General features: G+C 42.6%; 20 protein-coding genes. 11 read left to right on the top strand and 9 right to left on the bottom strand.

The genetic code is table 11. The features are described from left to right. The first annotated feature begins 11 nt into the window (after positions 1-11). From PAT01_RS12655 to PAT01_RS12645, 3 genes are read left to right on the top strand one after another with little or no spacing between them, the layout of a single operon-like run. Positions 12-890, top strand: a complete 879-nt coding sequence (locus PAT01_RS12655; RefSeq protein ID WP_154945571.1) for an acyltransferase — start codon at positions 12-14, stop codon at positions 888-890. 28 nt (positions 891-918) lie between these two features. Then, complete coding sequence (locus PAT01_RS12650; protein ID WP_154945570.1) at positions 919-1,839, top strand: acetyltransferase; 921 nt, start codon at positions 919-921, stop codon at positions 1,837-1,839. Beyond that, entirely contained in the window at positions 1,836-3,092 is a 1,257-nt protein-coding gene (locus PAT01_RS12645; protein ID WP_029773670.1) for a mechanosensitive ion channel family protein, read from the top strand. Before PAT01_RS12650 ends, PAT01_RS12645 begins: the two co-directional genes overlap by 4 nt. On the opposite strand, the gene chrA is transcribed toward PAT01_RS12645, so the two are convergent. Then, positions 3,052-4,206 (bottom strand): chromate efflux transporter, encoded by a 1,155-nt coding sequence (gene chrA, locus PAT01_RS12640; protein ID WP_154945576.1) that lies wholly within the window; start codon positions 4,204-4,206, stop codon positions 3,052-3,054. The genes PAT01_RS12645 and chrA overlap by 41 nt on opposite strands. A 215-nt stretch (positions 4,207-4,421) precedes the next feature. Between chrA and PAT01_RS12635 the strand changes: the two genes are divergently transcribed. Next, entirely contained in the window at positions 4,422-5,054 is a 633-nt protein-coding gene (locus tag PAT01_RS12635; protein WP_004587548.1) for a YiaD family glycine zipper/OmpA-like lipoprotein, read from the top strand. Here PAT01_RS12635 and PAT01_RS12630 read toward each other — a convergent pair. Continuing rightward, complete coding sequence (locus PAT01_RS12630; RefSeq protein WP_138578635.1) at positions 5,051-6,829, bottom strand: ABC transporter transmembrane domain-containing protein; 1,779 nt, start codon at positions 6,827-6,829, stop codon at positions 5,051-5,053. The two genes, PAT01_RS12635 and PAT01_RS12630, sit on opposite strands and share 4 nt — an antisense overlap. 91 nt (positions 6,830-6,920) lie before the next feature. Here PAT01_RS12630 and PAT01_RS12625 point away from each other — a divergent pair, with 91 nt between their 5' ends. The 5 genes from PAT01_RS12625 to PAT01_RS12605 all read left to right on the top strand — a co-directional run bounded on the left by PAT01_RS12625 (position 6,921) and on the right by PAT01_RS12605 (position 15,668). Further along, the gene (locus PAT01_RS12625) at positions 6,921-7,319 is read left to right on the top strand and encodes a DUF3224 domain-containing protein (protein ID WP_029773150.1); all 399 of its coding nucleotides are present in this window, start codon (positions 6,921-6,923) and stop codon (positions 7,317-7,319) included. A 180-nt stretch (positions 7,320-7,499) separates the two neighbouring features. Further along, positions 7,500-7,682 carry a hypothetical protein gene (locus PAT01_RS12620; RefSeq protein WP_008168146.1) on the top strand — a complete coding sequence of 61 codons (183 nt, stop codon included), beginning with the start codon at positions 7,500-7,502 and terminating at the stop codon, positions 7,680-7,682. Continuing rightward, entirely contained in the window at positions 7,683-8,300 is a 618-nt protein-coding gene (locus PAT01_RS12615) for a LysE family translocator (protein WP_138578633.1), read from the top strand. A 167-nt stretch (positions 8,301-8,467) separates the two neighbouring features. After that, positions 8,468-11,341: a TonB-dependent receptor gene (locus PAT01_RS12610; RefSeq protein ID WP_138578631.1), complete on the top strand. Its 2,874-nt coding sequence runs from the start codon at positions 8,468-8,470 to the stop codon at positions 11,339-11,341. 22 nt (positions 11,342-11,363) lie between these two features. Then, complete coding sequence (locus PAT01_RS12605; RefSeq protein ID WP_138578629.1) at positions 11,364-15,668, top strand: alpha-1,6-glucosidase domain-containing protein; 4,305 nt, start codon at positions 11,364-11,366, stop codon at positions 15,666-15,668. Between the two features lie 86 nt (positions 15,669-15,754). Here the strand turns inward: PAT01_RS12605 and PAT01_RS12600 are convergent, their stop codons facing one another. The 3 genes from PAT01_RS12600 to PAT01_RS12590 form a co-directional block, all read right to left on the bottom strand. After that, positions 15,755-16,504 carry a MipA/OmpV family protein gene (locus PAT01_RS12600; RefSeq protein ID WP_138578627.1) on the bottom strand — a complete coding sequence of 250 codons (750 nt, stop codon included), beginning with the start codon at positions 16,502-16,504 and terminating at the stop codon, positions 15,755-15,757. A 187-nt stretch (positions 16,505-16,691) separates the two neighbouring features. Then, positions 16,692-18,017 carry a basic amino acid/polyamine antiporter gene (locus PAT01_RS12595; protein WP_029773146.1) on the bottom strand — a complete coding sequence of 442 codons (1,326 nt, stop codon included), beginning with the start codon at positions 18,015-18,017 and terminating at the stop codon, positions 16,692-16,694. A gap of 32 nt (positions 18,018-18,049) precedes the next feature. Next, on the bottom strand, positions 18,050-18,967 hold the full coding sequence (locus tag PAT01_RS12590) for a homocysteine S-methyltransferase family protein (RefSeq protein ID WP_171038586.1): 918 nt from the start codon (positions 18,965-18,967) through the stop codon (positions 18,050-18,052). 248 nt (positions 18,968-19,215) lie between these two features. Between PAT01_RS12590 and PAT01_RS12585 the strand changes: the two genes are divergently transcribed. Further along, on the top strand, positions 19,216-19,755 hold the full coding sequence (locus PAT01_RS12585; RefSeq protein ID WP_096740265.1) for a PH domain-containing protein: 540 nt from the start codon (positions 19,216-19,218) through the stop codon (positions 19,753-19,755). Here the strand turns inward: PAT01_RS12585 and PAT01_RS12580 are convergent. The 3 genes from PAT01_RS12580 to PAT01_RS12570 all read right to left on the bottom strand — a co-directional run bounded on the left by PAT01_RS12580 (position 19,752) and on the right by PAT01_RS12570 (position 22,129). Next, on the bottom strand, positions 19,752-21,530 hold the full coding sequence (locus PAT01_RS12580; protein WP_154945569.1) for an alkaline phosphatase D family protein: 1,779 nt from the start codon (positions 21,528-21,530) through the stop codon (positions 19,752-19,754). The two genes, PAT01_RS12585 and PAT01_RS12580, sit on opposite strands and share 4 nt — an antisense overlap. A 66-nt stretch (positions 21,531-21,596) precedes the next feature. Further along, the gene (locus PAT01_RS12575) at positions 21,597-21,941 is read right to left on the bottom strand and encodes a rhodanese-like domain-containing protein (protein WP_004589222.1); all 345 of its coding nucleotides are present in this window, start codon (positions 21,939-21,941) and stop codon (positions 21,597-21,599) included. Next, positions 21,941-22,129: a YgaP family membrane protein gene (locus tag PAT01_RS12570; RefSeq protein WP_138578623.1), complete on the bottom strand. Its 189-nt coding sequence runs from the start codon at positions 22,127-22,129 to the stop codon at positions 21,941-21,943. The genes PAT01_RS12575 and PAT01_RS12570 overlap by 1 nt, the downstream gene beginning before the upstream one ends. A 99-nt stretch (positions 22,130-22,228) precedes the next feature. On the opposite strand from PAT01_RS12570, the gene PAT01_RS12565 reads away from it, so the two are divergent. Next, the gene (locus tag PAT01_RS12565; RefSeq protein WP_024033876.1) at positions 22,229-22,537 is read left to right on the top strand and encodes an ArsR/SmtB family transcription factor; all 309 of its coding nucleotides are present in this window, start codon (positions 22,229-22,231) and stop codon (positions 22,535-22,537) included. Between the two features lie 6 nt (positions 22,538-22,543). Here PAT01_RS12565 and PAT01_RS12560 read toward each other — a convergent pair whose 3' ends face one another. Continuing rightward, a complete protein-coding gene (locus PAT01_RS12560) occupies positions 22,544-23,221 on the bottom strand; it encodes a nitroreductase family protein (RefSeq protein ID WP_154945568.1) in 678 nt (225 codons plus the stop codon). Positions 23,222-23,227: the final 6 nt, after the last annotated feature.

Here is a 23,227-nt window from a genome sequence, read left to right as displayed (position 1 = left end):
AAAGTAAATAAATGTCAGTAATCCGCAGTGTATTAAGTATTATGCTTTATACAATAAACACACTTATTTGGTTTGTGCCTATTTTTGTTTGTGGGCTATTAAAATTAATCCCTATCAAGCCTATGCAAAAGCTTTTAAGCTGGGTTGCTAAACAGTGCGCCACTATTTGGGTGTCGGTTAATAGCATTAACCAACGCTTATTCACGCCAACCAAAATTAACGTTACCGGCCTTGAAGAAACCAAATTAAAAGACTGGTACTTAGTGATTGCTAATCACCAAAGCTGGGTAGATATATTAGTACTGCAACGTGTATTTAATCGTAAAATACCTTTTTTAAATTTCTTTTTGAAAAAAGAGTTAATTTACGTGCCAATTTTAGGTCTGTGCTGGTGGGCGCTCGACTTTCCGTTTATGACCCGCACCAGCAAAGCGCAGCTAAAAAAGAACCCAAAGCTACGTGGTAAAGACATAGAAACAACCCGCAAAGCCTGTGAAAAATTTAAAGAAATGCCAGTAAGCATTGTTAATTTTGTAGAAGGTACACGTTTTACAACACAAAAACATGCTCGCCAAAATAGCCCTTTTCCGCATTTATTAAAGCCAAAAGCAGGCGGGATCGCATTCGTAATGCAAGCCATGGGTGAGCAAATCTCTAAAGTGGTTAATGTGACCATTCATTACCCCGATGGCATCCCTACGTTTATGGACTTTGCCGGCGGCAAAGTGAAGCAAATTAATGTTCATGTAGACATTCGCCCAGTAAGCGAGGAGTTGGTTGGTGATTACACTGGCGACTCTGAGTTTAGAGTCGGCTTTCAAAGTGAATTAAACCGTTTATGGGAAGAAAAAGAGCACACGCTTTTGCAGCTCGAACAAAACCATAAATAATAAGGTAATAAAAAATGGGCTTACAATTATGCTAAAAAAGTGGTTACCAAATTGGCTCAATGGCTTAATTGTAGGCTGCGTGATTTTTTCAAATGTAATCATTTTTGGCACCTTAGTATTAATGCTAGGCTTAATAAAGCTTGTCCTGCCTTTTTCTATAATTAACACCATACTGCATAGCGTGTACCGAGGCTGGTGTAATGGCAATCGGTTTGGCTTGTGGCTGGGCTGCGCCAACATAAAAGTAAACATAAACGGCGATGTAAATTCAAAAAGTTGGTACTTACTAATTTGTAACCACATGAGCTGGTTAGATATTGTGGTACTTAGCTCAATTAATGTTTTACCTGCGCCAAAGTTTTTTTTAAAAGACGAATTAAAGTATGTGCCATTTATTGGCTCTGGCGCATGGGCTATGGGCATGCCTTTTATGAAGCGCGTAACTAAAGCGCAGCTTGCTAAAAACCCCAAGCTTAAAGGACTAGATGTTGAGCGTACCAAGCAAAGCTGTCGTAATTTTAGGAATAATCCCACCACCATAATTAATTTTGTTGAAGGCACCCGCTACACGCACGCAAAGCATGCAAGCCAGCAAAGCCCGTTTAAACATTTACTCAAGCCCAAAGCGGGCGGGATTGCCTTTGCACTTGAGGTACTTGGCGAGCAATTTGACGCCATGCTAAATACCAGTGTGGTGTACAGCGGCAGCACAAGCCATGTTTGTCGTAATATTTTAAAGGGCGAGCTTGATTCAATTTATGTTTCTATTGACGTAGTTGCTATAAACCAGCAAATGTTAGGTAGTTACCAACACGACAAAGCATTTAGAAGCCACTTTCAAAAGTACGTTAATGAGCTATGGGTTGCTAAAGACGCGCAACTTGCCAGCATTTATGCCCAACACGATTTACCTGAGCCACCCATTTGTAAGGAAATAGAAACACTATGACCAATACCCACCTGCAGGAGCTAATCGCTCCTTGGTTTGAAAAAGTACCCGACGCAGATTTTTTAAGTGCAATTACTGCAGCCTCTATTGGTGTATTTTCGTTGTTAGTGGTGTATTTATTTACACGCCGATTAATGCTGCCAGGCATTCAAAAAGTGGTGACTAAGTTATCTCCAGAGCGCATAGGGTTACTTTCTCCGTTGCTCACAAAACTTAATAAGCGCATAGCCGGTATGTTATGTAGCGTGCTTTTTTTAGCAACCTTCGACAGCGTTTACCCTGTTAATGAGCTCAGTGCCGAAATACTAAAAACCATTGGCCAAGGTATATTAATTATTCATGTAGGCTTTATTTTTAGCAGCATTGTAAGCATTGCCGGCGCTATTTATAACCAGCTAGATTTTGCCCGCGAAGTGCCAATTCAGGGCTTATTACAAGTTGTTAAGCTGATCACCTTTATTGTGTGTGCAATTTTAATAGTCAGCATTGTGCTTGAAAAATCGCCTACCTATATTTTGTCGGGTTTTGGTGCGATAGCCGCTGTTACTTTATTGGTTTTTAAAGACACTATTTTAGGCTTTGTAGCCAGTATTCAAATTGCGGCAAACCGATTAGTTACTTACGGGGATTGGATTCAAGTAGAAAACTACGGCGCCGACGGTGAAGTAATAGACTTAGGGCTAAACACCGTAAAAGTGCGTAACTGGGATAACACCATTACGACTATTCCTACTTATATGCTGGTAGCAGGGTCGTTCAAAAACTGGCGAGGAATGCAAGAGTCTGGCGGCCGACGTATTAAGCGCTCGCTTAATATTGATATGCACAGCATATGCTTAGTAAGTGACGAATTTAGAAAACAAATAGATGCAGCTATACCACTGCATGAATATATACGTGTTGCCTCGTTGCCTGATCCGGTCTCTAACTTAGGCTTGTTTCGCCGCTACGCCGAGGGCTATTTAAAGCAGCATAACAGAATAAATACCTCACTGACGCTTATGGTGCGTGAGCTACAACCAATGAACCACGGATTACCGATTGAGTTTTATTGCTTTAGTGAAGACAAACGCTGGATATCTTACGAGCATTTACAAGCCGAAATTATGGATCACTTATTGGCAGTGTTGCCAGTATTTGGTCTTAGAGCGTATCAAAGTGTTAGCGGGCAATTAAGCCCGCCAAATGCACAGCAAACTGATAAGCCAACCTTTAAAGTAATGGCAAATAGTGCTGAACAAGGCCCACACTAATAAATAAAGCTAATAGCCACCAAATAGGTGGCTTTTTCATTCTTAGCCATGCAAAAGCGGCAATAACCAGTGCAACCTGCCATAGGTTGTGAACGGCTGATGTCCAAATAGGTGAGTACAAAGCCGCCGCTAAAAAGCCAACTACGGCAGCGTTAAGCGCAGCAATAGAGCTTGCAAAGCGAGGTTTACTTGCCAGGTTTAACCAGCTTTTTTGAAACGCCAGCATTAATAAAAAACCCGGTGTAAAAATAAGTAGGGTTGCAGCTATGGCCCCTATTAAGGGTTGCTCTGAAGAGAGTTGCGCGCCTAAGTAAGTAGCTATTGTAAACATGGGGCCAGGGATAGCTTGAGCACTGGCATACGCACTTAAAAATTGATCGTTACTTAGCGCTGGTACGCCAGCTTGCAATACAGGCAATACCACGTGTCCGCCCCCAAATACCATAGCGCCCGCTTGGTAAAAAGGAGCAAACAAAGCAAGGTCATCACCTAAAGGTATAAAGCTAATCGCGAGTAGTAATACAAATAAGCCTAAAGGGAGCCACTTAAACGCGCTTTTAGTATCTGCTTTAGGATCAATCTGGGTGTTGAGTTGTAACAGAGGCCAAATTGCGCCTATAGCAGCGGCACTCACTAAAATAGCTATTTGCGTGCCAAGTAAAGGAAATAGCAATAAAGCCAAGGTACTCATTACTGCGATAAGCTTGAGCGCAGCGCTGGTACAAAAGCTTTTTGCCATAGTGAGTGTTGCATCGGCCACAATAACAACTGCAAACAGTTTTAAGCCCGCAATAATAGTAAAGTAAATAGCATCAAACTGATGCGCGCTTACCGCTAATAACAACATGATTAAAAAAGACGGTAAGGTAAAAGCGATAAATGCGGTAATGCCACCAATAACCCCCGCCCGCTCAACACCAATTGCAAAGCCCACTTGGCTTGAACCAGGCCCGGGCAGCGCTTGGCTTAAACTAATGAGCTGCGCGTAGCGGGTATCGCTTAACCAGTTTAATGTGTCTACAAAGTGGCGTTTAAAATAGCCTAAATGGGCAGCAGGGCCACCAAAACTCATGCAGCCAAGTAAAAAAAACTGTCTAAAAATAGCGACTAACATTGAGCTCATATCCTTTTTAAAAGTTCATTAAATTGTCACAAAGGAGTATGACACTTTTATTAATTGCATACATTAATTCGTAATCTACGAATAATACCAATCCACTTAATTAAGTGGATTGGTATAAAGCGAACTGCTTTTAACATGCTCTTCATAGTTTGTTCATACATGTATTTGCATACTCGCTTTATAATTCTAAATGAATAGGACATCACATGACTTTAACTAAATCACTTTTAAGCGTAACCGTAGTAGCTGTATTACTAAGTGGTTGCGAAATGAACAATACAGGCAAGGGCGCCGCAATTGGTGCAGCCGCAGGTGGCGTATTAGGTAAAGCAACGGGTAATCATAAAGACAAGCGTATCTTTATTGGTGCAGCTATTGGCGCACTAGCGGGTGCTGCTGTAGGTGATTACATGGATAAGCAAGAAGAAGCGTTTCGTGATGAGCTAGCAGGCTCAGGGGTTGAAGTTGTACGTGAGGGCGATAACTTACGTTTAGTTATGCCATCTAATATTACCTTTGCGACAGACCAATCTTATATTTCATCAGGTTTTAACGATACTCTAAACGCCATTGCTAAAGTGATGAACAAATACGAAAAAACCTACCTAAGCGTGGAAGGTCACACAGATAGCACAGGTAAAGACAGCTACAATATGAACCTGTCGCGTGAGCGCGCGCAAAGCGTTAAAAATTACTTAGTGAACCAGCAAATTATGGCTGCACGTATTAGCACTACAGGCTACGGCGAAACCCGCCCAATAGCCACTAACGATAGCGCTAACGGCCGAGCTCAAAACCGCCGTGTAGAAATTCAAATAGTGCCAAACACAGAAGGTTAGTTTTTGTTGAATTGCAATTCACAAAGACGCTGATACAAAGGGGAGCTTGCTAGCAATTGCTGGTGGCTCCCTGTTGCTTTTATTTCCCCATTTTCCATTACTACAATCACATCGGCATGTTTAACCGTTGCCAGTCTATGGGCAATAATCAACGTTGTTCTATTTTGCATTAAATGCTCAAGCGCGGCTTGTACGTGGTGCTCACTTTGCGCATCGAGTGCACTGGTAGCTTCATCTAAAAGCAGTATTTCAGGGTCTTTTAAAATAGCGCGTGCCAATACAATACGCTGCTTTTGACCACCCGATAGCCTTACGCCTTGCTCACCTAAAAAGCTGTTATAACCTTGTGGTAATTGCTGAATAAATTCATCGGCGTGGGCATGTTTTGCCGCGGCATATACTTGCTCGTCAGTGGCGTTTGGGTTGCCGTAACGAATGTTATGCATTACATCTGAGCTAAATAAAATAGGGTTTTGTGCCACCATGCCCATTTTGTTCCTCAGGGTGGTAAGCGATATGTCTTTAATATTTACATCATGAAATTTAATCGCGCCGTGAGCAGGGTCGTAAAAGCGCTGTAGTAATTCAAATAACGTCGTTTTACCTGCGCCAGAGGGGCCTACAATAGCCACTGTTTTACCTTGCTCTATTGTTAAACTTATTTTGTTAAGTGCGCTTACATCGGGGCGAGATGGGTAGTTAAAGCTAATATTTTCAAGTGCAATGGCGGGGCTGTCAGTCTTTATTAATAGCTTTTCGTCTTGTGGAGTGACAGGGTTTTCTATTTCACTTTTAACGGCCAGTAATTCAAGTAGGCGCGCTGCCGCCCCAGCAGCTCGTTGTAGCTCGCCGTAAACCTCGGCTACGGTAGCCACCGACATGGCCACCATAATGGCGTAAAACACAAATGCACCTAGCTCGCCACCTGTCATGGTGCCTGCCAGTACATCACTACCGCCTACCCAGAGCATTACGCTAATCGCACTAAAGGTTAAAAATATTACCGCAGCAATTAAAAAAGAGCGCTGTTTAATACGGCTTTTGGCAACGTTAAAGGCTTTTTCTGTTTCAAGTGCAAAGGCGTGTTGTTCACGCTGTTCGTGGCTATAGCTTTGTACTACTTTAATATTTTGAATGATCTCGCCGGCATAGGTGCTTATATCGGCTATTGCATCTTGGCTAGAACTTGCAAGTTTGCGAACCTTTTTGCCAAATACCATCATCGGCACTAATACTAGCGGCACACACGCAACCACTACGAGCGTAAGCTTTAAGTTAGTCACTAATAGCATTACCAAGCCACCCACTAACATTAATGCACTGCGCAGCGCCATAGAAAAGGAAGAGCCAATAATCGATTGCAGCAAGGTGGTGTCGGTTGTTAAGCGCGACATAAGCTCGCCACTGCGGTTTTCTTCAAAGTAACTTGGGTGCAAGGTAACAATGCGATTAAACACCGCTTTGCGAATATCGTTACTGACTCGTTCGCCAATCCACGACATTAAATAAAAGCGGCTAAAGGTGCCCACGGCCAATAAACTAATTAAACCAATAAGCACTAATACAGCTTGTTGTAGCTGCGCTTGGGAGCCAGCAATAAAGCCATGATCTATGACAAACTTAACCCCTTGGCCTAATGATAAGTTAACACCAGCGGTGACTAAAAGGGCGCCAAGTGCGGCCACTACCATCCATTTATACGGTTTAATAAACGCAAAAATAGGTAATAAACTACTAAAAGCGGCTTTTTCGGGCTTAGGGCTTGTTTTTGACATAGTGGATTCTTTTTAAAGGTTAAGGTATAGATATGGCACTAAGATAATAAAAATCAATACTTTTAAACATTAGCATCAATAAGGAAACGTTATGACTACTGCAACCGTAAGTGGAGAATTTAATGTAAATTTGGCCCCAATAGAAGGCTACGCAAGCGGCCAAAACGGCGTTAATTTAGGGCGTATGTCGATAGATAAAACATTTAAAGGTAGCTTAAATGCCACTAGCCAAGGCGAAATGCTAAGCGCCATGACTCCTACACAAGGCAGTGCCGGTTATGTTGCCATAGAGCAAGTAATAGGCGAGCTTGAAGGTAAACAAGGCAGCTTTGTATTACAGCATTTTGGTACTATGGATAAAGGCCAAGACAGCCTAATTTTAAATGTAATTCCCGATTCAGGCACTCATGAGCTAGAAGGGTTAACGGGCAGTATGAAAATACGTATTGAGCAAGGGATTCACTACTATGATTTTGAATACACCTTATAATACCAATCCGCAATATTACTTAATCATTTTGCGGGCCTAAACGTGTCGCTACCTGCGTTAAAAAATTCTAATTTAGAACAACTAAATAGCGAATTTTTTGCCTAGCTATCAACACGTTTTTCCGTCCTCAAAAAAGATCACTTAAATAAGCGAATTGGTATAAGATACACAAGGATTAAAATGCAAAAAGTAATCGAATTTAGAAAGACCCGTTTTTTGGGTGGCGTAGATATAGCTGCATTGAATGACCGCATACAGGAATTAAATCAAGATGGCTGGAAAGTAATAAACGCAGTGCCATTGACAGGTTTTTATGGCCAAGTGCACGGTTATACATTACTTATTGAAATTGACGAGCTTTAAATGACATTTACAGTATGGTTAAGCCTAGCGGCTATTTGTATGATGGGGGCAATGTCGCCAGGGCCAAGTTTAGCGGTGGTTTTAAAGCACTCACTTAACGGCAGTATGAAAAACGGAATGCTTGCCGCGCTCAGCCATGGTACTGGTGTGGGGTTATACGCAGGTGCATCGTTATTAGGGCTAGGCGCTTTAATGATGCAGTTTCCGACTGTTTATCAAATACTGGTGTATTTAGGCGCAGCCTATTTGGCGTATTTAGGTATAAAAATATTGCTAGCAAAACCCAGCAATAACGAACTTGAAGTACAAAAAAGTGAAGTAAGTGCTGGTCAAGCTTTACAAGATGGCTTTGCTATTGCCTTTTTGAACCCCAAGCTCGCTATTTTCTTTTTAGCCTTGTTCTCGCAGTTTATTGACCCTCAGCTACTTACTTTAAGCGTGGGCATAATTATGTGTTTAACCGTGTTTGTAATTGATACCGGCTGGTATTTGCTGGTGGCGTTGCTGACAGAGGTTTCAAAAAATCGCTTTGGCTTTACCAAGCAAAGTCCGTGGCTTGATAAAATACTGGGAGTCATATTTATCGCCCTTGCGATAAAAGTGGTGCTAAGCCTTTAAATCGCGTTCCCAATACAGGGGCGCGTGCCTATATGCCCCCTGCAGCCTAACCCTCATGCACTGCATACGTATTCATCACATTAATTTTACCTTTTAGTTACAATTTGTTGGTTGTGTTTTAAACAACACAGCAACACCTGACAACAATAACTCAAAGGTTCACACACATGGACAAGTTTAAACTAAGTGCACTTATGCTGGCTTTATTTGCCGCTAATAGTGCATTGGCTGCAAACGAAGACTCAACAAATCAATCACCCTACACACAAGCTGAAGATTTAGAAATTATTGAAGTGCGAGGCTTTAGTCGCAGTTTAATTCAATCTTTAAATCAAAAGCGTTTTAGCGATACGGTGTCAGAACAAATTTCTGCCGATGATTTAGGGGCACTGCCTGATATTTCAATGGCCGATGCACTTACACGATTACCTGGTATTTCAGCGGTGCGAACGGGTGGGCAAGCGGCGCAAATTAATATACGCGGGCTGTCGGGCGGGTTTGTATTTTCAACACTTAATGGCCGCGAGCAAGTATCTACAAGTGGCAGCCGCAGTATTGAGTTTGACCAATATCCGTCAGAATTAATTAGCTCTGCGGCGGTATACAAATCGCCAAAGGCATCGCTTATTGAAGGTGGCGTGGCCGGTACGGTAGAGCTTGAAACCGCCAGTCCACTTAATAATGATCAAACGCATAAATTTGTAGCTAATGTGCGCGGTATGTATAACGACCGCGCCTCAGAGGTATCGGATGCCACTGAATTTGGCGACCGAATTAGTTTTTCGTATCAAGGCAAATACCTAGACGACACATTAGGCGTAGCGCTGGGCTATGCGCGTTTGTTTCAGCCAAGTGTAGCAACGCAGTTTATTGGCCTTGCGTACAACGACACAAAAGACGTTGATGGCGCAGCTAACGATACCAATGGCCCTTTAGCTAACCCAGAAAACGAATACATTAGCGAAGGTTTTGAGCTACAGCATTTAGGCGGCGAAGAAACCCGTAATGGTTACTTAGCAGCTATAGAGTGGGCGCCGGTAGATAACTTTACATTAAAAGGTGATGCGTTTTTATCGCGCTTTGATAAAGAGTCGTTTGCTCGCGGCCTGAGGGTTAAATTAGGCGGGCCAACAGCTGCATATGCTAACGCTAAGCTCGATGGTAATGCCGTAATAGGCGCCGCGGTTAACCGTACTTCGCAAAGCTATACCCGTGTTGAAATAGTGAACGACGATAACCAAGACTTTGACGAAGTAGACAGCTTTGGCGTTAATGCCGATTGGCAGGTAACCGATAGACTAAACGTAAATGCCGATGTGTCGCTTTCTCGCGCAAAAAGTAATTTTAGAAATGGCTTACTGTGGAGCTTAGTAGCAGAAGATGCCAATGCAGAAACGCCAGTATTTGATAACAACGTAGCAATTAACTATCAATTAAATGGCTTAAATTTACCTGACGTTGGGTTTAATCAGGCGGCCGCCTTTAGTGATATAGACCGTGTAATGGTCAGCAAATATGGTATTTACCCAGATCAAACAGAAGATGAAGTAACTGCATTTAGGCTCGACTTTAAATACGAGCTAGAAAGCGACATATTTAGCTCAGTAGAGTTTGGGGCGCGCTACTCAGATAGAGAGTACAGCCGTAAACGCTCGGTATTTGAGTACGGTAACGACGGGGCGTTTTCAGCAACGCAACCCCCTTTGCGTTTAACCGACGATATGGCGTCAGTGGTTGACTGGCAGGGCGAGTTTAGTTACTTCCCGTCGTATTTAGCCATTGATTTAGACAAAGCACTTAACGCATGGTTTCCAGATGGCACGCCAGAGCCTGTTCAAACATGGGGCAACGCCGATGGCGTAGACGACGCGCAAGGTTACACAACTAACTATTCGTGGTCAGTGCTGCAAAGCGGCTCGGTGTTTGAAGATGTGTTAGCTGCGTACGTTATGGTAAACATTAACACGCAAATTGCCGGGCTCGACTTATCGGGTAATGTGGGTGTGCGCCGCGTTGAAACCGACCAATCGGCAACCGTACTAGAAAACGTAGCAGGCGATGCGCGCTTAGGTGCACAAAATATTGTTGATGAGAACGGCATTGTAAATAATTTATACGCACCTAATGTATTAGGCACTAAATACACCGACTACTTACCATCATTAAATTTAAACCTGCAACTTAACGACAATTCACTTGTACGCTTTGCTGCGGCTAAAGTAATGTCGCGTGCGCCAATTAACCGCTTAGCGGGCGATGCCAGCGCAAACGTAAGTGATGATGGTGTTATTAACGGTTCAAGTAATAACAACCCATTTTTAAAACCCTTCTATGCTGACCAGTACGACTTATCTTACGAATATTATTTTGAAGAAGGTAACGGCACTGTCGCTGCGGCGTTATTTTATAAAAATATAGACTCGTTTGTTGAAATCTTATCAATCGAAAACTTCGACTTTAAAGGCAATGGCTTTAATGTCCCTGACTTTATAGAAGACCCTGTCAGTAGCGAGCAAGTTGCCACAACTAACGGTATTTACACCACGGCAGTTAATAACGGTGAAGGTGGCTACATTAGAGGGCTAGAGCTTGCGTATACGCAAGTGTTTACCTTTTTACCTTCGCCATTTAATGGCTTAGGCGCTAACGCAAGTTACTCATACACCGAAAGTGAAATTGAATCGATTACCAGTTTAGGGGGCGATACATTAGCGCAATCTTTACCTGGGCTCTCTAATAACGTGCTTAATGCCACGGTGTTTTACTCAATGGATGATTTTGAAACCCGCCTTAATGTGCGTTACCGCGATGAATTTGTATCGGAGCAGGTTGCCATTAACGAGCAAGTAGTTAATTTTGATGCCGAAACCGTAGTCGACTTTCAAACCTCTTATCGCTTTAGCGACTCGCTAACAATGCTTTTGCAAGTTAATAACTTAACCGATGAACCAACCCAAAGTTACTTTGGCTCAGAGCAACGAACAGGGACGACTCAGTACTTTGGTCGTCAGTTCTACCTTGGTTTTACATACAGTCATTAATTAGCAAACGGAGCGTTTAAAAATGAAAATTATAACTATGCCTAAATATTTGCTAATAACGTTAGCGTTAATGCTATTAGCAGCGTGTGGTGGAACAGATGATGTTGAATCTGGTGAACCATTACTTACCTGTAATGTGCCACAAGTGCCTAATGAAGCGGGGACACAATGTGTCGATCCTGAACCTATATCGTGCCCTGCACCGACAATACCTGATGAAAATAACGAAAGCTGTGTGGTTGGTGCCGACCCAACCCTGCCAGACCCTGTGGTATTTGCAGGGGAAGGAGAGGCGGTTTTATTTTACAATCGCCTAGCCGATGATAACTACGAAGGCTACCGATTACATTCGTGGAATAACGAAGTATGCGATGCTTATGCACCGCCATTTGATACCAGCGATTGGGCTAACGGCCATGAATACGATGGTATTGACCCTAACTACGGTGCGTACTGGATAATTAACCTTAAAGAGGGTTATAACGAATGTGCCAATTTTATTATTCATATTGGTACAGAAGGCACGGGTAAAGCGTTTGGTGATGTGGATTTAACCATGCCGCTGATGCAAGACGATGAAACCTTTCAACGTATGAACTTTACCATTCATGGTGAGCCTTCGGTGTTTGAATACCCTATTTTAAGTTTGGGCGAACGCGCAGTTGCTATAACAGGTGCTTCAGCGCATTGGATTGATTTAAATACTATTTTGTATAAACCAAGTAACGAGCTTACAAGCCTAATTAAGTTGCATTCATCAGCTACGGCTCAGCTGGAAGTGGATATAGATACTGGTTTAAACGGCGATACTGTTACGCTGCAATCAAGCAGTTTAACTGATGAGCAAGCGGCAAAAGTACCGCATTTAACTACTTGGAACGCTTACGAAGGAAGTTGGGATACAAACACGGCTAAAGCACTTATAAAATCGCAGCTTGTTATTGCCGGTTACGATAGTGAAGGTAAGCTGCTAGAAGCAAGCTATGTGCAAACCGCTAAAGCACTCGATGCCCTTTACACACAAGGCGAAGATGACGCTAACGAAGCTGTACTTGGCGTAACTTATGGCAATAACGCGATTGATGTAACTGTGTGGGCACCCACCGCTAATAACATGGTGCTAAACGTGTTCGATGATGCAAAAACACAAGTGCACTCTATACCAATGACATTAAATACACAGACGGGTATTTGGCAAGCAAGTTTAGATATGCAATACGACCGCCACTACTACCGCTTTAATTTTGATGTTTACCACCCACTGACTCAGCAAATAGAGTCGCTTTGGAGTACAGACCCTTACTCACTCAATGTATCTACCAATGGTTTATACAGCCAGCTGATTAATTTAGCCGATGATGACACTAAGCCAGAAGGCTGGGATGAACGTATCGTGCCTACTATTACTAACCCAGAAGATGCGGTTATTTATGAAGGCCACGTACGTGATTTTAGTGTGCGTGATCAGTCAGTAAGCGAAGCAAACCGCGGTAAATACCTTGCATTCACTGAACTTGAAAGCGTGCCAATGCAGCACCTTAAGCAATTAGCAGATAAAGGCTTAACACATTTTCATTTACTGCCAGTGACTGATATTGGCACCATTGAAGAGGATGCCTCACAGCGTGTGGAAATTACAGACACCTTAGGTAAATTATGTGAACGTATTAACGATGAAGCTGATGCATGTAAAATCGAAGATAAAAACAGCACGATTGTCGATATTATGCAAAGTTACCTACCAGGCTCAGACGATGCACAAGCATTAGCCAGTGCGATGCGTGATTTAGACGGCTTTAACTGGGGTTACGATCCGCATTACTTTATAGCGCCTGAAGGCTCGTATGCCTCAAGCCCAGAGGGCATTGCCCGCGTTAAAGAAACCCGTGCTATGGTGCAATCACTGCAAGAAGTAGGACTTCGTGTTGTACTGGATGTGGTTTATAACCACACAACATCATCGGGTATTTGGGACAAGTCGGTATTTGATAAGCTAGTACCGGGTTATTACCACCGTTATAACGAAGTAAGTGGTGAAATAGAGCGCTCAACGTGTTGTGAAAATACAGCTACAGAGCATGTAATGATGGATAAGTTTGTTACTGATTCATTGGTTATTTTAGCGCGTGAATTTGGCTACGACAGTTTTAGATTTGATGTAATGGGGCATATGCCAAAATCATCAATATTAGCTGCGCGTGAAGCCGTGCAAGCAGTTGACCCAGATAACTATTTTTACGGTGAAGGCTGGGATTTTGGTGAAGTAGCTAACAATCGTTTATTCACACAAGCTAAACAGGCTGATATGGCAGGCTCAGAGGTGGGTACATTTAACGACCGTATTCGTGAAGCCGTGCGTGGTGGTGCAATGTTTAGCAATAACCCGACAGATGGCAACCTAGCTGAACAAGATACGTTACGGTTATCGCTGGCGGGCAACTTACAAAATTACATTTTAAAAGACTTTAAAGGTAATTCATCTAAGGGCAATAGCTTTACTTGGAATACTCAGCCAACGGCGTATGCACTAGACCCAGCGGATAGCATTCATTACGTATCAAAACACGATAACGAAACACTGTGGGATCAGTTGCAATACAAACATGCATCAAGCATGAGTATTGAGCAACGTGTGCGCGCGCACAACATGGCATTGTCTATTCCACTTATGAGCCAAGGCATTCCTTTTATGCAATTGGGCGCTGATTTACTGCGTTCTAAGTCAATGGATCGTGATAGCTATAATGCCGGTGATTGGTTTAATGCTGTTGATTTAACCAAAGAGAATAATAACTGGAACATTGGTTTACCAAACGCAGAGAAGAACCAAGAAAAATGGTCTGAAATTATGCCTATTTCTGCTAATCCAGATGCACAGGCAATGCCGCAAGACATAGCCTATGCAGGTGATGTATTTAACGAGTTTTTACAAATACGTAGCAGCAGCCCACTATTTAGATTAACCACAGAGCAAGATGTCATTGAGCGAGTGGGTTTTCATAACGTAGGTAAAGCGCAGCAACATGGCTTAATAGTAATGAGCATTGATGATGGCGAAGGGCTAACAGACTTAGACCCAGCATTTGACGCGCTTGTAGTGGTGATTAACGCAACCGAGCAAACTCTTAGCCATACTATTGCCACCGCAGCGGGTTTTGAATTACACGACGTATTAAAAAACAGTGTTGATGCAAGCATGGCCAGCGCCAATTTTGCCCAAGGCGATAACGAAGGCACATTTACTGTACCGCCTTACACACTAGCTGTTTTTACTAAAAACCAAGGTGAGAGCCAAGGTGTTGGTTTAAGTGCAAATGCAACCGTAGGCGCGCCTGATGTAGTACCTTATGGCAGCACCGCTGTGTTTGTGCGCGGAACTTTAAACGACTGGGGCACACGCGATGCATTTGAATATATTGGCGAGGGAGAATACCGTATAGCAATTGCACTAAGCGCTGGCGATTACGAATTTAAAATTGCCTCAGAAGATTGGTCTACGGTTGATTTTGGTGCGCTTACTGACGCTGATAAAGAGGTAGTTGAAAATCAAAGTGAGCCATTAACGCGCTCAGGTGCAAACATGACCTTCAGCGCTGCCATTGATGCAACCTATGTATTTTCGCTTGATGCTTCAAACCCAGAAAATCCAACGCTTACTTTATACAACGAAGAGCCATTTGTAGGCACTGCTATTTATGTGCGCGGTACGCTTAATGATTGGGGAGTAACCGATGAGCTAAGTTATAAAGGTAAAGGCATTTACACCTTTACTAAAACACTGAGCGCTGCAAGCTATGAATTTAAAGTAGCGTCAGAAGATTGGAGCACGGTTGATTATGGCTCGGCTGAGGGTGATGCCAGTGTAATGGTTGGCACCGCTGAGCAGTTGTCGGTTGCGGGGGCAAATATGACCATAGACATTGCCGAGCAAGGTAAATACCAATTTATATTTGACGCCAGTGATTTAAATAACGTATCGCTAAAAGTGCTCAACGGTGAAATGTTTGCACAAACACCGGTGTTTATTCGCGGTAGCTTAAATGACTGGAGTACTGATAACCCACTTATGTACGAGGGTGATGCAATTTACTCTGCTTCTATTGAATTAGAAGTGGGCGACTACGAATTTAAAGTAGCGTCTGAAGATTGGAGCACAGTGGATTACGGTGGAGCAGGCGATACGCCGGTAGTGGTAATTGATGAACTAACACCACTTGAAGCGGTAGGTGCCAACATAACACTGAATATTACCGAACAAGGTACCTACACGTTTAATGTAATAGGCCCAGATAGAGAAAATGTAAGCATACTTATCAACAAGCAGTAGCAGTTATATTTTCCCAAACCTAAGCCGAGCATAGCCCTGTATGCTCGGCTTTTTTAATGCCTAATTAATACCTAACAAAGGGGGGATTAAAAACGATAGTTAACCGACATCATCACAGTCGTGGTGTTATCGGTATCAATAATGGGTGAGTCTTCAATATCAGAATCGAGCTGCTTATAGTTAACCATGGCATTTACGTTCCAGTTTTTATTAATGTAATACATTAAAAATAAACCCGCATTGTAGTTAACCGTAGAACTAAGTTCGTAAGGCGCATAGGTGGTAGATTCGCCCTGTGCTACACCATAATAATAGTTAGATACATCACTGCTATTTAGCTCAACACCCACAGAAGGAACGAGCATTAGTTGTTTAGATAACTTAATAGGGTAACTGTAATTGGTTTTAAATTTAGCGCCATCGCCGTGGCCTATTACATCATGAGTAGCACTGGCGCTTATTTTACCAAAGCTTGCAGTGTAGCTAACCTGCGTGCCTGCGTAGAGTGATAGCTTTCTATCGTCTAAGGCTTTTATGGCTGCAAGGTCTGAATCTGAGGTATCAAAGTTATCACCTGGCTCTAAAACTAATGACCAGTTAAAACCTTGCTGCTCCACTAATTTATAATCAAGCGACAAACCTTTAAAACTAAGCCTTTCGCCTTCGTAAGTAATGATAGGTAAAAATAGCGTTTCACTGTCGGTACCTGCATAAGGTGAGCTGGTAGAAATGACACCACCCCCTAATGAAAACTGCGACTCAGCTTGAGCAGTAATACTGCCAAGTGCAAGTGTGCCAACTAATAACCGTAGTGAGTTTTGTATATAAGTGTTCATAGGAGCCTTGGTGTTAAGTAAAAAGTGAAAATTGTTTGCGATAAGTAAAGTGTGCCGCAACGCTATTAGGCTTTAGTGTAGCTATATTTTTGATTGGCGTTTGTAAGAGAGTGTATGAAAGTTTATCTGAATGTAAGTGGATTAATACTCAGGCTTTTAATAAAGATAAAACCTGAGTATGGGTGCTTTAAGCGTGTTGATTTAATTTAAATTGTTTACGGCTATACATAAATAATAACGTGCCTGGAATATATAAAATAAGTGAAAGTGCTAATGTGTTCAGCCCCGCAGCATAAACAAGCCATAAACCATACACACTTGCGCCTAACCCCATTAGTTTAATGGGTACCGAGAGCTTTTGTGCAAAGGCGACTTTTACCATATAGGCGGCAACTAAAAAGTACGGCACCAATATCATAGACGTTGATACAAGCACTAAGGTGTTATAACTCTCGCCAGTAAATAAAATAAGCACTAAGCAAAGTTGCACTGTAAGGCTGGTTAAAGTTAATGACGCTATAGAGGTTCCGTTATGATTTTGCTTTTTAAAAACGTTAGGAAATGCGCCGTATTTAGCCGCGCTGTTAGGCACTTCGGCGGCGTAAATAATCCAACTTAAGTAAGAAGCCAGTACCGACACAATAAGCCCCGCACTTATAATAACTTTGCCCGTAGTGCCACTCATCATGGCCATAATGCCCGCCATTGAAGGGTTACTAAGTTGGGCAATAGTGCTTTGGTTCATTATTCCAAATGACAGCATGGTAATAGCAATATATAAAATAAGCGCTGCAACAACGCCTATCACCGTGGCTAGGCCAATATCTTTACGGTTTTTGGCACGAGCAGAGAGCACAGCTGCCCCTTCAATACCGGTAAATACCCATAAAGTAATAAGCATGGTATTTTTTACTTGATCAATAAAGTCTGTTTGCACACTCACATGGCTTTGATTTGCCTTAAATACGTTAGGGTCAAAATAAGCATAAGCAAAGCCGATAAATAGCAACAGCGGGATCACTTTAGCGATAGTGCCAAGCAGGTTAATGAAAGAGGCCTGTTTAATGCCTTTAACAATAATTAAATGCACAGCCCATAAAATAATAGATTCGCAAATAAACGCCATAAGGGTATTACCCTGGCCAAATAGAGTGAATGTCGGCGTATCTACAAATGCGCCTAAAGCAGCAAAAGCCACGACTAAATAACCCACCACCCCAATGGTGGCGCAAAGCCAATAGCCCCATGCAGATAAAAAGCCTGCTAGTTCGCCAAAGCCTTCTCTAGCATAAATATAAATGCCGCCGTCGAGCTCTGGCTTAGCGCGTGATAATTGTAAAAAACACCCTGCAAGTAATAGAATACCCACACCGGTGATAAGCCAGCCTACTAAAACAGCATTTACACCGGCCACTTCGGCCATATTTTGTGGCAGACTAAATATCCCAGCCCCTACCATTGCACTAAATACCAGCGCGGTAAGTGCGACTAATCCAATTTTATTTTCTTTCATTTTACTACTTACATGTAAGCTAATAATTAGCGTTATAAAGAGGCAAAGTGCTGATTTAACGTTGCAATGTGTTCAGGGCCTATACCGCAGCAGCCACCAATTATGCTGGCACCTTGTTGTTGCCATTGCTTAGCCCATTGCAAGTAAGAAAGCGGGGTTAAGTCTTTGCGAACCTCATCTAACCCTTCGTTAGCTGTGGCTTCTTTAGTTTGTGGCGCAAATGCATTTGCGTAAGCCCCCACTTGAACATGCTCTGCTCTTTGTGCTTTTAATTCCTTTTGGGTTAGAACTAAAGCTTGCTCTATTACCTCAGGCTGGCAGCAATTAAATAAAATGCCTTTTACATTTTCTTTTAGCATTGCAGTGACCGCATCTTGCACCGACTCGCCCGAGCGTAACGTGGCTTGCTCGTTGGGGTTTTCATCGTCAAGGGTAAAGGCGACCCACACAGGTTTTTGACTATCACTTACTTTACTGATTAGTGCTTTAATATCGAGCGCTTCTTGAATGAGGCTTTGGGTTTCTATTAACCACAGGTCGGCATAAGGTGCTAGGCCTTCTATTAAAGGCGTGGCAATGCGTGTTAGTTGCTCTGCTTGGTATAAATCTGGGCGATATGAGCCAAACATAGGAGGTAAACTTGCCGCTATTTTTGTGCCTTTATTGTGTTGCTCAACCGCTTTTTGAGCCGCTAGTCCGGCGGTTGCAGCCAGTGATTTAGCAGATTGATTAAAGCGCTCTTCGCCAATATGAAAAGGCACTAATGCATAGCTATTTGTGGTAATAACAGTGGCACCACTTTGTATAAAGTTACTATGAGCCTGCGTTACTTTGTCAGGGGCTTCTATTACTGCCAATGCTGACCACTCAGGTTGCTGAAATGGCGCACCAATACGAGTGAGCTCTCTGCTCATGCCGCCATCGAGTAAAGTTAGGGTATGAGTTGTCATTATGTTCCCTTTGTATGAGATAATTTCACTTTGGATGTTTAGACGTCTATAAAGCTGTTGCCAGAATATAAAGCACACAATTAGGTTAAACAACCCTATAAATTAAAATAATGGGCGTATTAACTAAGTGTTATCATTGCTTAACAACCTCGTTAAATTGCATTGAAGTTATTGATCACGTAACTTAAACAAGCAATGTATTTTACTAGCAGTAAAGCGCTGTGTTTGAGTAGATTAAGGATAAACCAATGAGCAACCCTATTTTAAAAAGTGCCAGCTTTGATCCCAAAGTGAAGCAATACTGGATGACCATGGCATGCTTTTTTAGTGCCGTTGCATTAGTGACCATTCCACTTATACCTGTGGTGTTATTTGTTGTATGGCTGGTGGCAGGTAAAATTTTGGCCGCTATGTCGGCGCAATTACTCACGCAAAAGCTAGTTGTTAAACGCGGCATTTTATTTAAAGAAGAAAAATCTATACCGCTTGAAAAAATAACCGATGTGGGGCTCAACCAAGGGCCGCTTATGCGCTTTTTTGGGTTATACCGGTTAAGCTTTGAAACTGCAGGGCAGTCGGGTCATGGCGCATTGGTGTCATTACTTGGTGTTGAAAATGCCAGTGAGTTTAGAGAAGCCATACTTGAGCAAAAAGATAACTTAGCTGCGCAAGCCCCTAAAACACAGGAGCTTGCTGAAGATCACCTCAACCAAGCATTACTTGCTCGCTTAGTTGAGGTAGTAGAGCGCATAGATACGCGTTTGGCAGCTTTAGAGGCGAAGCGTTAAGCGTTTTGTAATTGAGCCTGACCTGCCAGCATGCTTAGCTCTTTGGTACGGCTTTCAATAACCTGATATTCGCGCGCTTTAATTGTGCTTATATAATTCCACTTAGCACTGGCTTTTGCAGGTGTAAATGTAACGGTTAAATAGCCGCGCTCCACTAAATTATTATAAGCAAGGTCATCAACTAATAAGGCAATTACTTGCTCTATTTGCGCTACGGTTTGCGCATCTTGTGTGTTTAGCGCTAAATATTCTTCAAGCCCTGGTGATGAAACCGATGCCGTTGCAAATTCCACCCCAGCATTTTGTGAGGCTGCAATAGGGTTACTGGCATCAGTTTTAAGCTGTCCCGCCCAGCCGTTATGAGTATCTCCGGCTAAAACTACTAAGTTTTTTTGTGCTGCAATAGCGGTACCTAATAATACTTCTCGCTCGTAGGCATAGCCATCCCACGCATCAAGGTTATACGGTATGGTGGTTTGAACACGGGCAAGCTCTGCCTCGGTTACACTTGGGTCGCCCGCTAATACACGGCCTTTAATTTGCGCCAGCTCTGCAAATAATACATTGGCCTGTGCGAGCAATTCACTTGGATCGCCTCCGTTTGCCTGAGCACTTTGTAAGCTAGAAAGTAGTAACATGACCTCTACTGGTAAGTGCATTTTTGTCATTAGCACTTGTTGCCCTAACACTTGCCACTGTGTGCTTGAGGTAGTGATGGCATCACTAAGCCAGGTAAGTTGTTCGCTGCCTAATAATGCACGGTCTGTTGCGCCTATTGCTGCAGCAAATGCGCTTTGCCCGGCAAGGGAGGTAAGGTCAAAATCACTGTAGTTAAGCTGCTCATCACGGGCTAATACACGGGTATCTAGCATGTATAAAGAGACTAAATTACCAAACTCAAAGCGTCGGTAAATACGTTCTTGGTCGGCTACATTACGAATTGGCATCCACTCAAAGTAGGCTTGTAGTGCATTGAGTTTACGTTGGCTAAATTCGCCTTCACCTTCGTTATGGTTTTCTGCGCCTTCGCGCCATGTGTCGTTGGTGATTTCGTGGTCGTCCCACACTGTTATAAATGCACAGTGGCTATGGGCTGCTTGTAAGTCGGCATCGAGGCGATAATTTGCATAGCGTTTTCTATAATCGGTCAGTGCGATAATTTCGCTGCTGTTATCTAATGGTAGCAGTCGGTCTAACTGTGCGGCGTCTTCGGTTGCATAACCCGTATTGCTGTATTCGTATATGTAATCACCTAAGTGCAGTACCGCATCTAAATCGCTTTGCTTAGCAATTTCGCCATACACATGAAAATACCCGGCAGGGTAATTTGCGCACGATACAACGGCTAATTTCACCTGATCAACCGCACCGACAGGAAGCGTTTTTCCTTGTCCGATAGGGGAGGTTTTTCCGTGTGCATTAAAGCGATAGTAATAAACGGTGTTGGCATCAAGCCCTTGTAAATCAACTTTAAGAGTAAAGTCGGTGGTGTCACTGATATGTGTTTCACCATCGTGAACAATATTTGTAAAGCTTTGGTCGGTGGCGGCTTGCCATTGTACTTTTAATGATTTAGTTGTTACATCGAGTGGGGTTACACGGGTCCAGATAATTAAGCTATCGCTTAGCGGGTCGCCGCTGGCAACGCCGTGGTCAAAGCTAACGGGAGTGTCGTCATCATCGTCAAAACGACAGCCTGTTAAACCAAGTGATAATACGGCAGCGCCAAATCCTGCTGCCGATGCTTTTAAAAAACTTCTCCGTGTAAATGCCATTGCTTTGTACCTGTAAAGTGTAAAAAGCAAAGTGTAGGCAATTTAGGTTACTTTTTTGTGAAGCAATTAAAAAACTTCACTTACTTGCGTTGCATTACACGTAATAACGGTAACGTTTTCGTAGCCTACGCGGGTTAGCGCTTCTGCACCTAAGGTGGCGCGGGCACCGCTGGCACAATGTAAGTAAATAGGGCGTGCAGCGTCTTTTTCTATTTCCATTAGCTTCATTTCGAGTAATCCGCGTGGAATATTTATTGCCCCTACCGCAGCTACATTAGCATGCTCAGCGGGTTCGCGTACATCAATAAGTAAACCTTTATTTTGTTCTAGCTCTTGCTTTGCTTGCGCTGCATCAATACGGCGTTGGTTAGGTGTGATAATTTTTAGTAAATCAGGAATTGAAGTAAGCATTAGCCTGTAAATCCTCTTTTGCGCAAAAAAGTCATTAATGGGCACCATTTAGTGTAGGCGGATTGCACTAAGTTAATACCAATAAATAACGTTAAAAATTGAAAGTTACTATCAACAAAGTAGCTTAATAGCACAGAAATTGTAACGGCACTTCCGCCAATTAAGAGTATGGCGTCACTTATTTTCATGAATTGACCTTAATATTAGTTTTTTCTAATGTTAATTATATTAGAACTTACTAATGTAAAAGTCTATAATTAAAACACACAAAATAATTAAGTATCACAATGAATATTGAACAACTTGCAGAAAACGCTCAGCAGGCAGAGCAATTTTTAAAATTAATGGCAAATAAAAACCGTTTAATGATTTTATGTAGTTTATTGCAAGGTGAACAAAGTGTGGGTGAGTTAAATCAAAATGTTCCGTTGGCGCAGTCTGCTTTGTCTCAGCATTTGGCGAGTTTACGTAAAGCCCAGCTAGTGGCAACTCGCCGTGAGGGACATACAATTTATTATTCGTTAATCGACCCAAAAGTTGAGTCGATTATTACGTTACTTTACGAATGGTTTTGTAAGCAAAGTACGGCTGAGTAATTTGCTTTAAATAAAAGTGGCAATCTCATCAAGCGACTTTTTATCAAGTGCATGGGCAGGTACAGTTGCATCGTCACTTGGGTAGCCCGCAATAAGTAACATGTAAGGACGTTCGTTGTCTTTGTCGCGCTTACAAATGTCGGTTAAAAAACTCATTGGTTTAGGTGTATGGGTAAGCGTAGCTAAGCCACAGCGGTGCAGGGCTTGTATTAAAAACCCAGTAGCCAGCCCTACTGATTCGTGCACATAATAATTGGTGTTTTTATCATCCGTATTCACACCGCCTTTTTTTTGACTAAACACTGCAATAAGCCAAGGCGCATGTTCTAAATAGGGTTTATTGGCGTCGGTACCTAATGGTTTTAGCGCATCAAGCCACCCTTCTCCTGCTCTGCCTTCATAAAAAGAGCGCTCTAGTTTTTCGGCGGCCTCTCTTATTTGTTTTTTTACATCGCTACTGTTTATAGCCACAAAATGCCACGGTTGATGATTCGCTCCACTTGGCGCGGTACCTGCTGCTTTTATACAGGCTTCAATTATATTTTTAGGCACAGGTCGGTCGCTAAAGCTGCGAATACTATGGCGGCGCTGGCTGGTTTGTAAAAATTCGGTTGCGCGTTTTAGCATTTCATCGTGAGGGTATTCTATAAAGTCGTTTAGTGGTTGGCTTTGATGTTTTTGCATGGCTTT

The organism is Pseudoalteromonas atlantica, assembly GCA_007988745.1.
In the GTDB taxonomy this organism is placed as follows: domain Bacteria; phylum Pseudomonadota; class Gammaproteobacteria; order Enterobacterales; family Alteromonadaceae; genus Pseudoalteromonas; species Pseudoalteromonas atlantica.
This window is presented reverse-complemented; position numbering and strand designations above follow the sequence as displayed.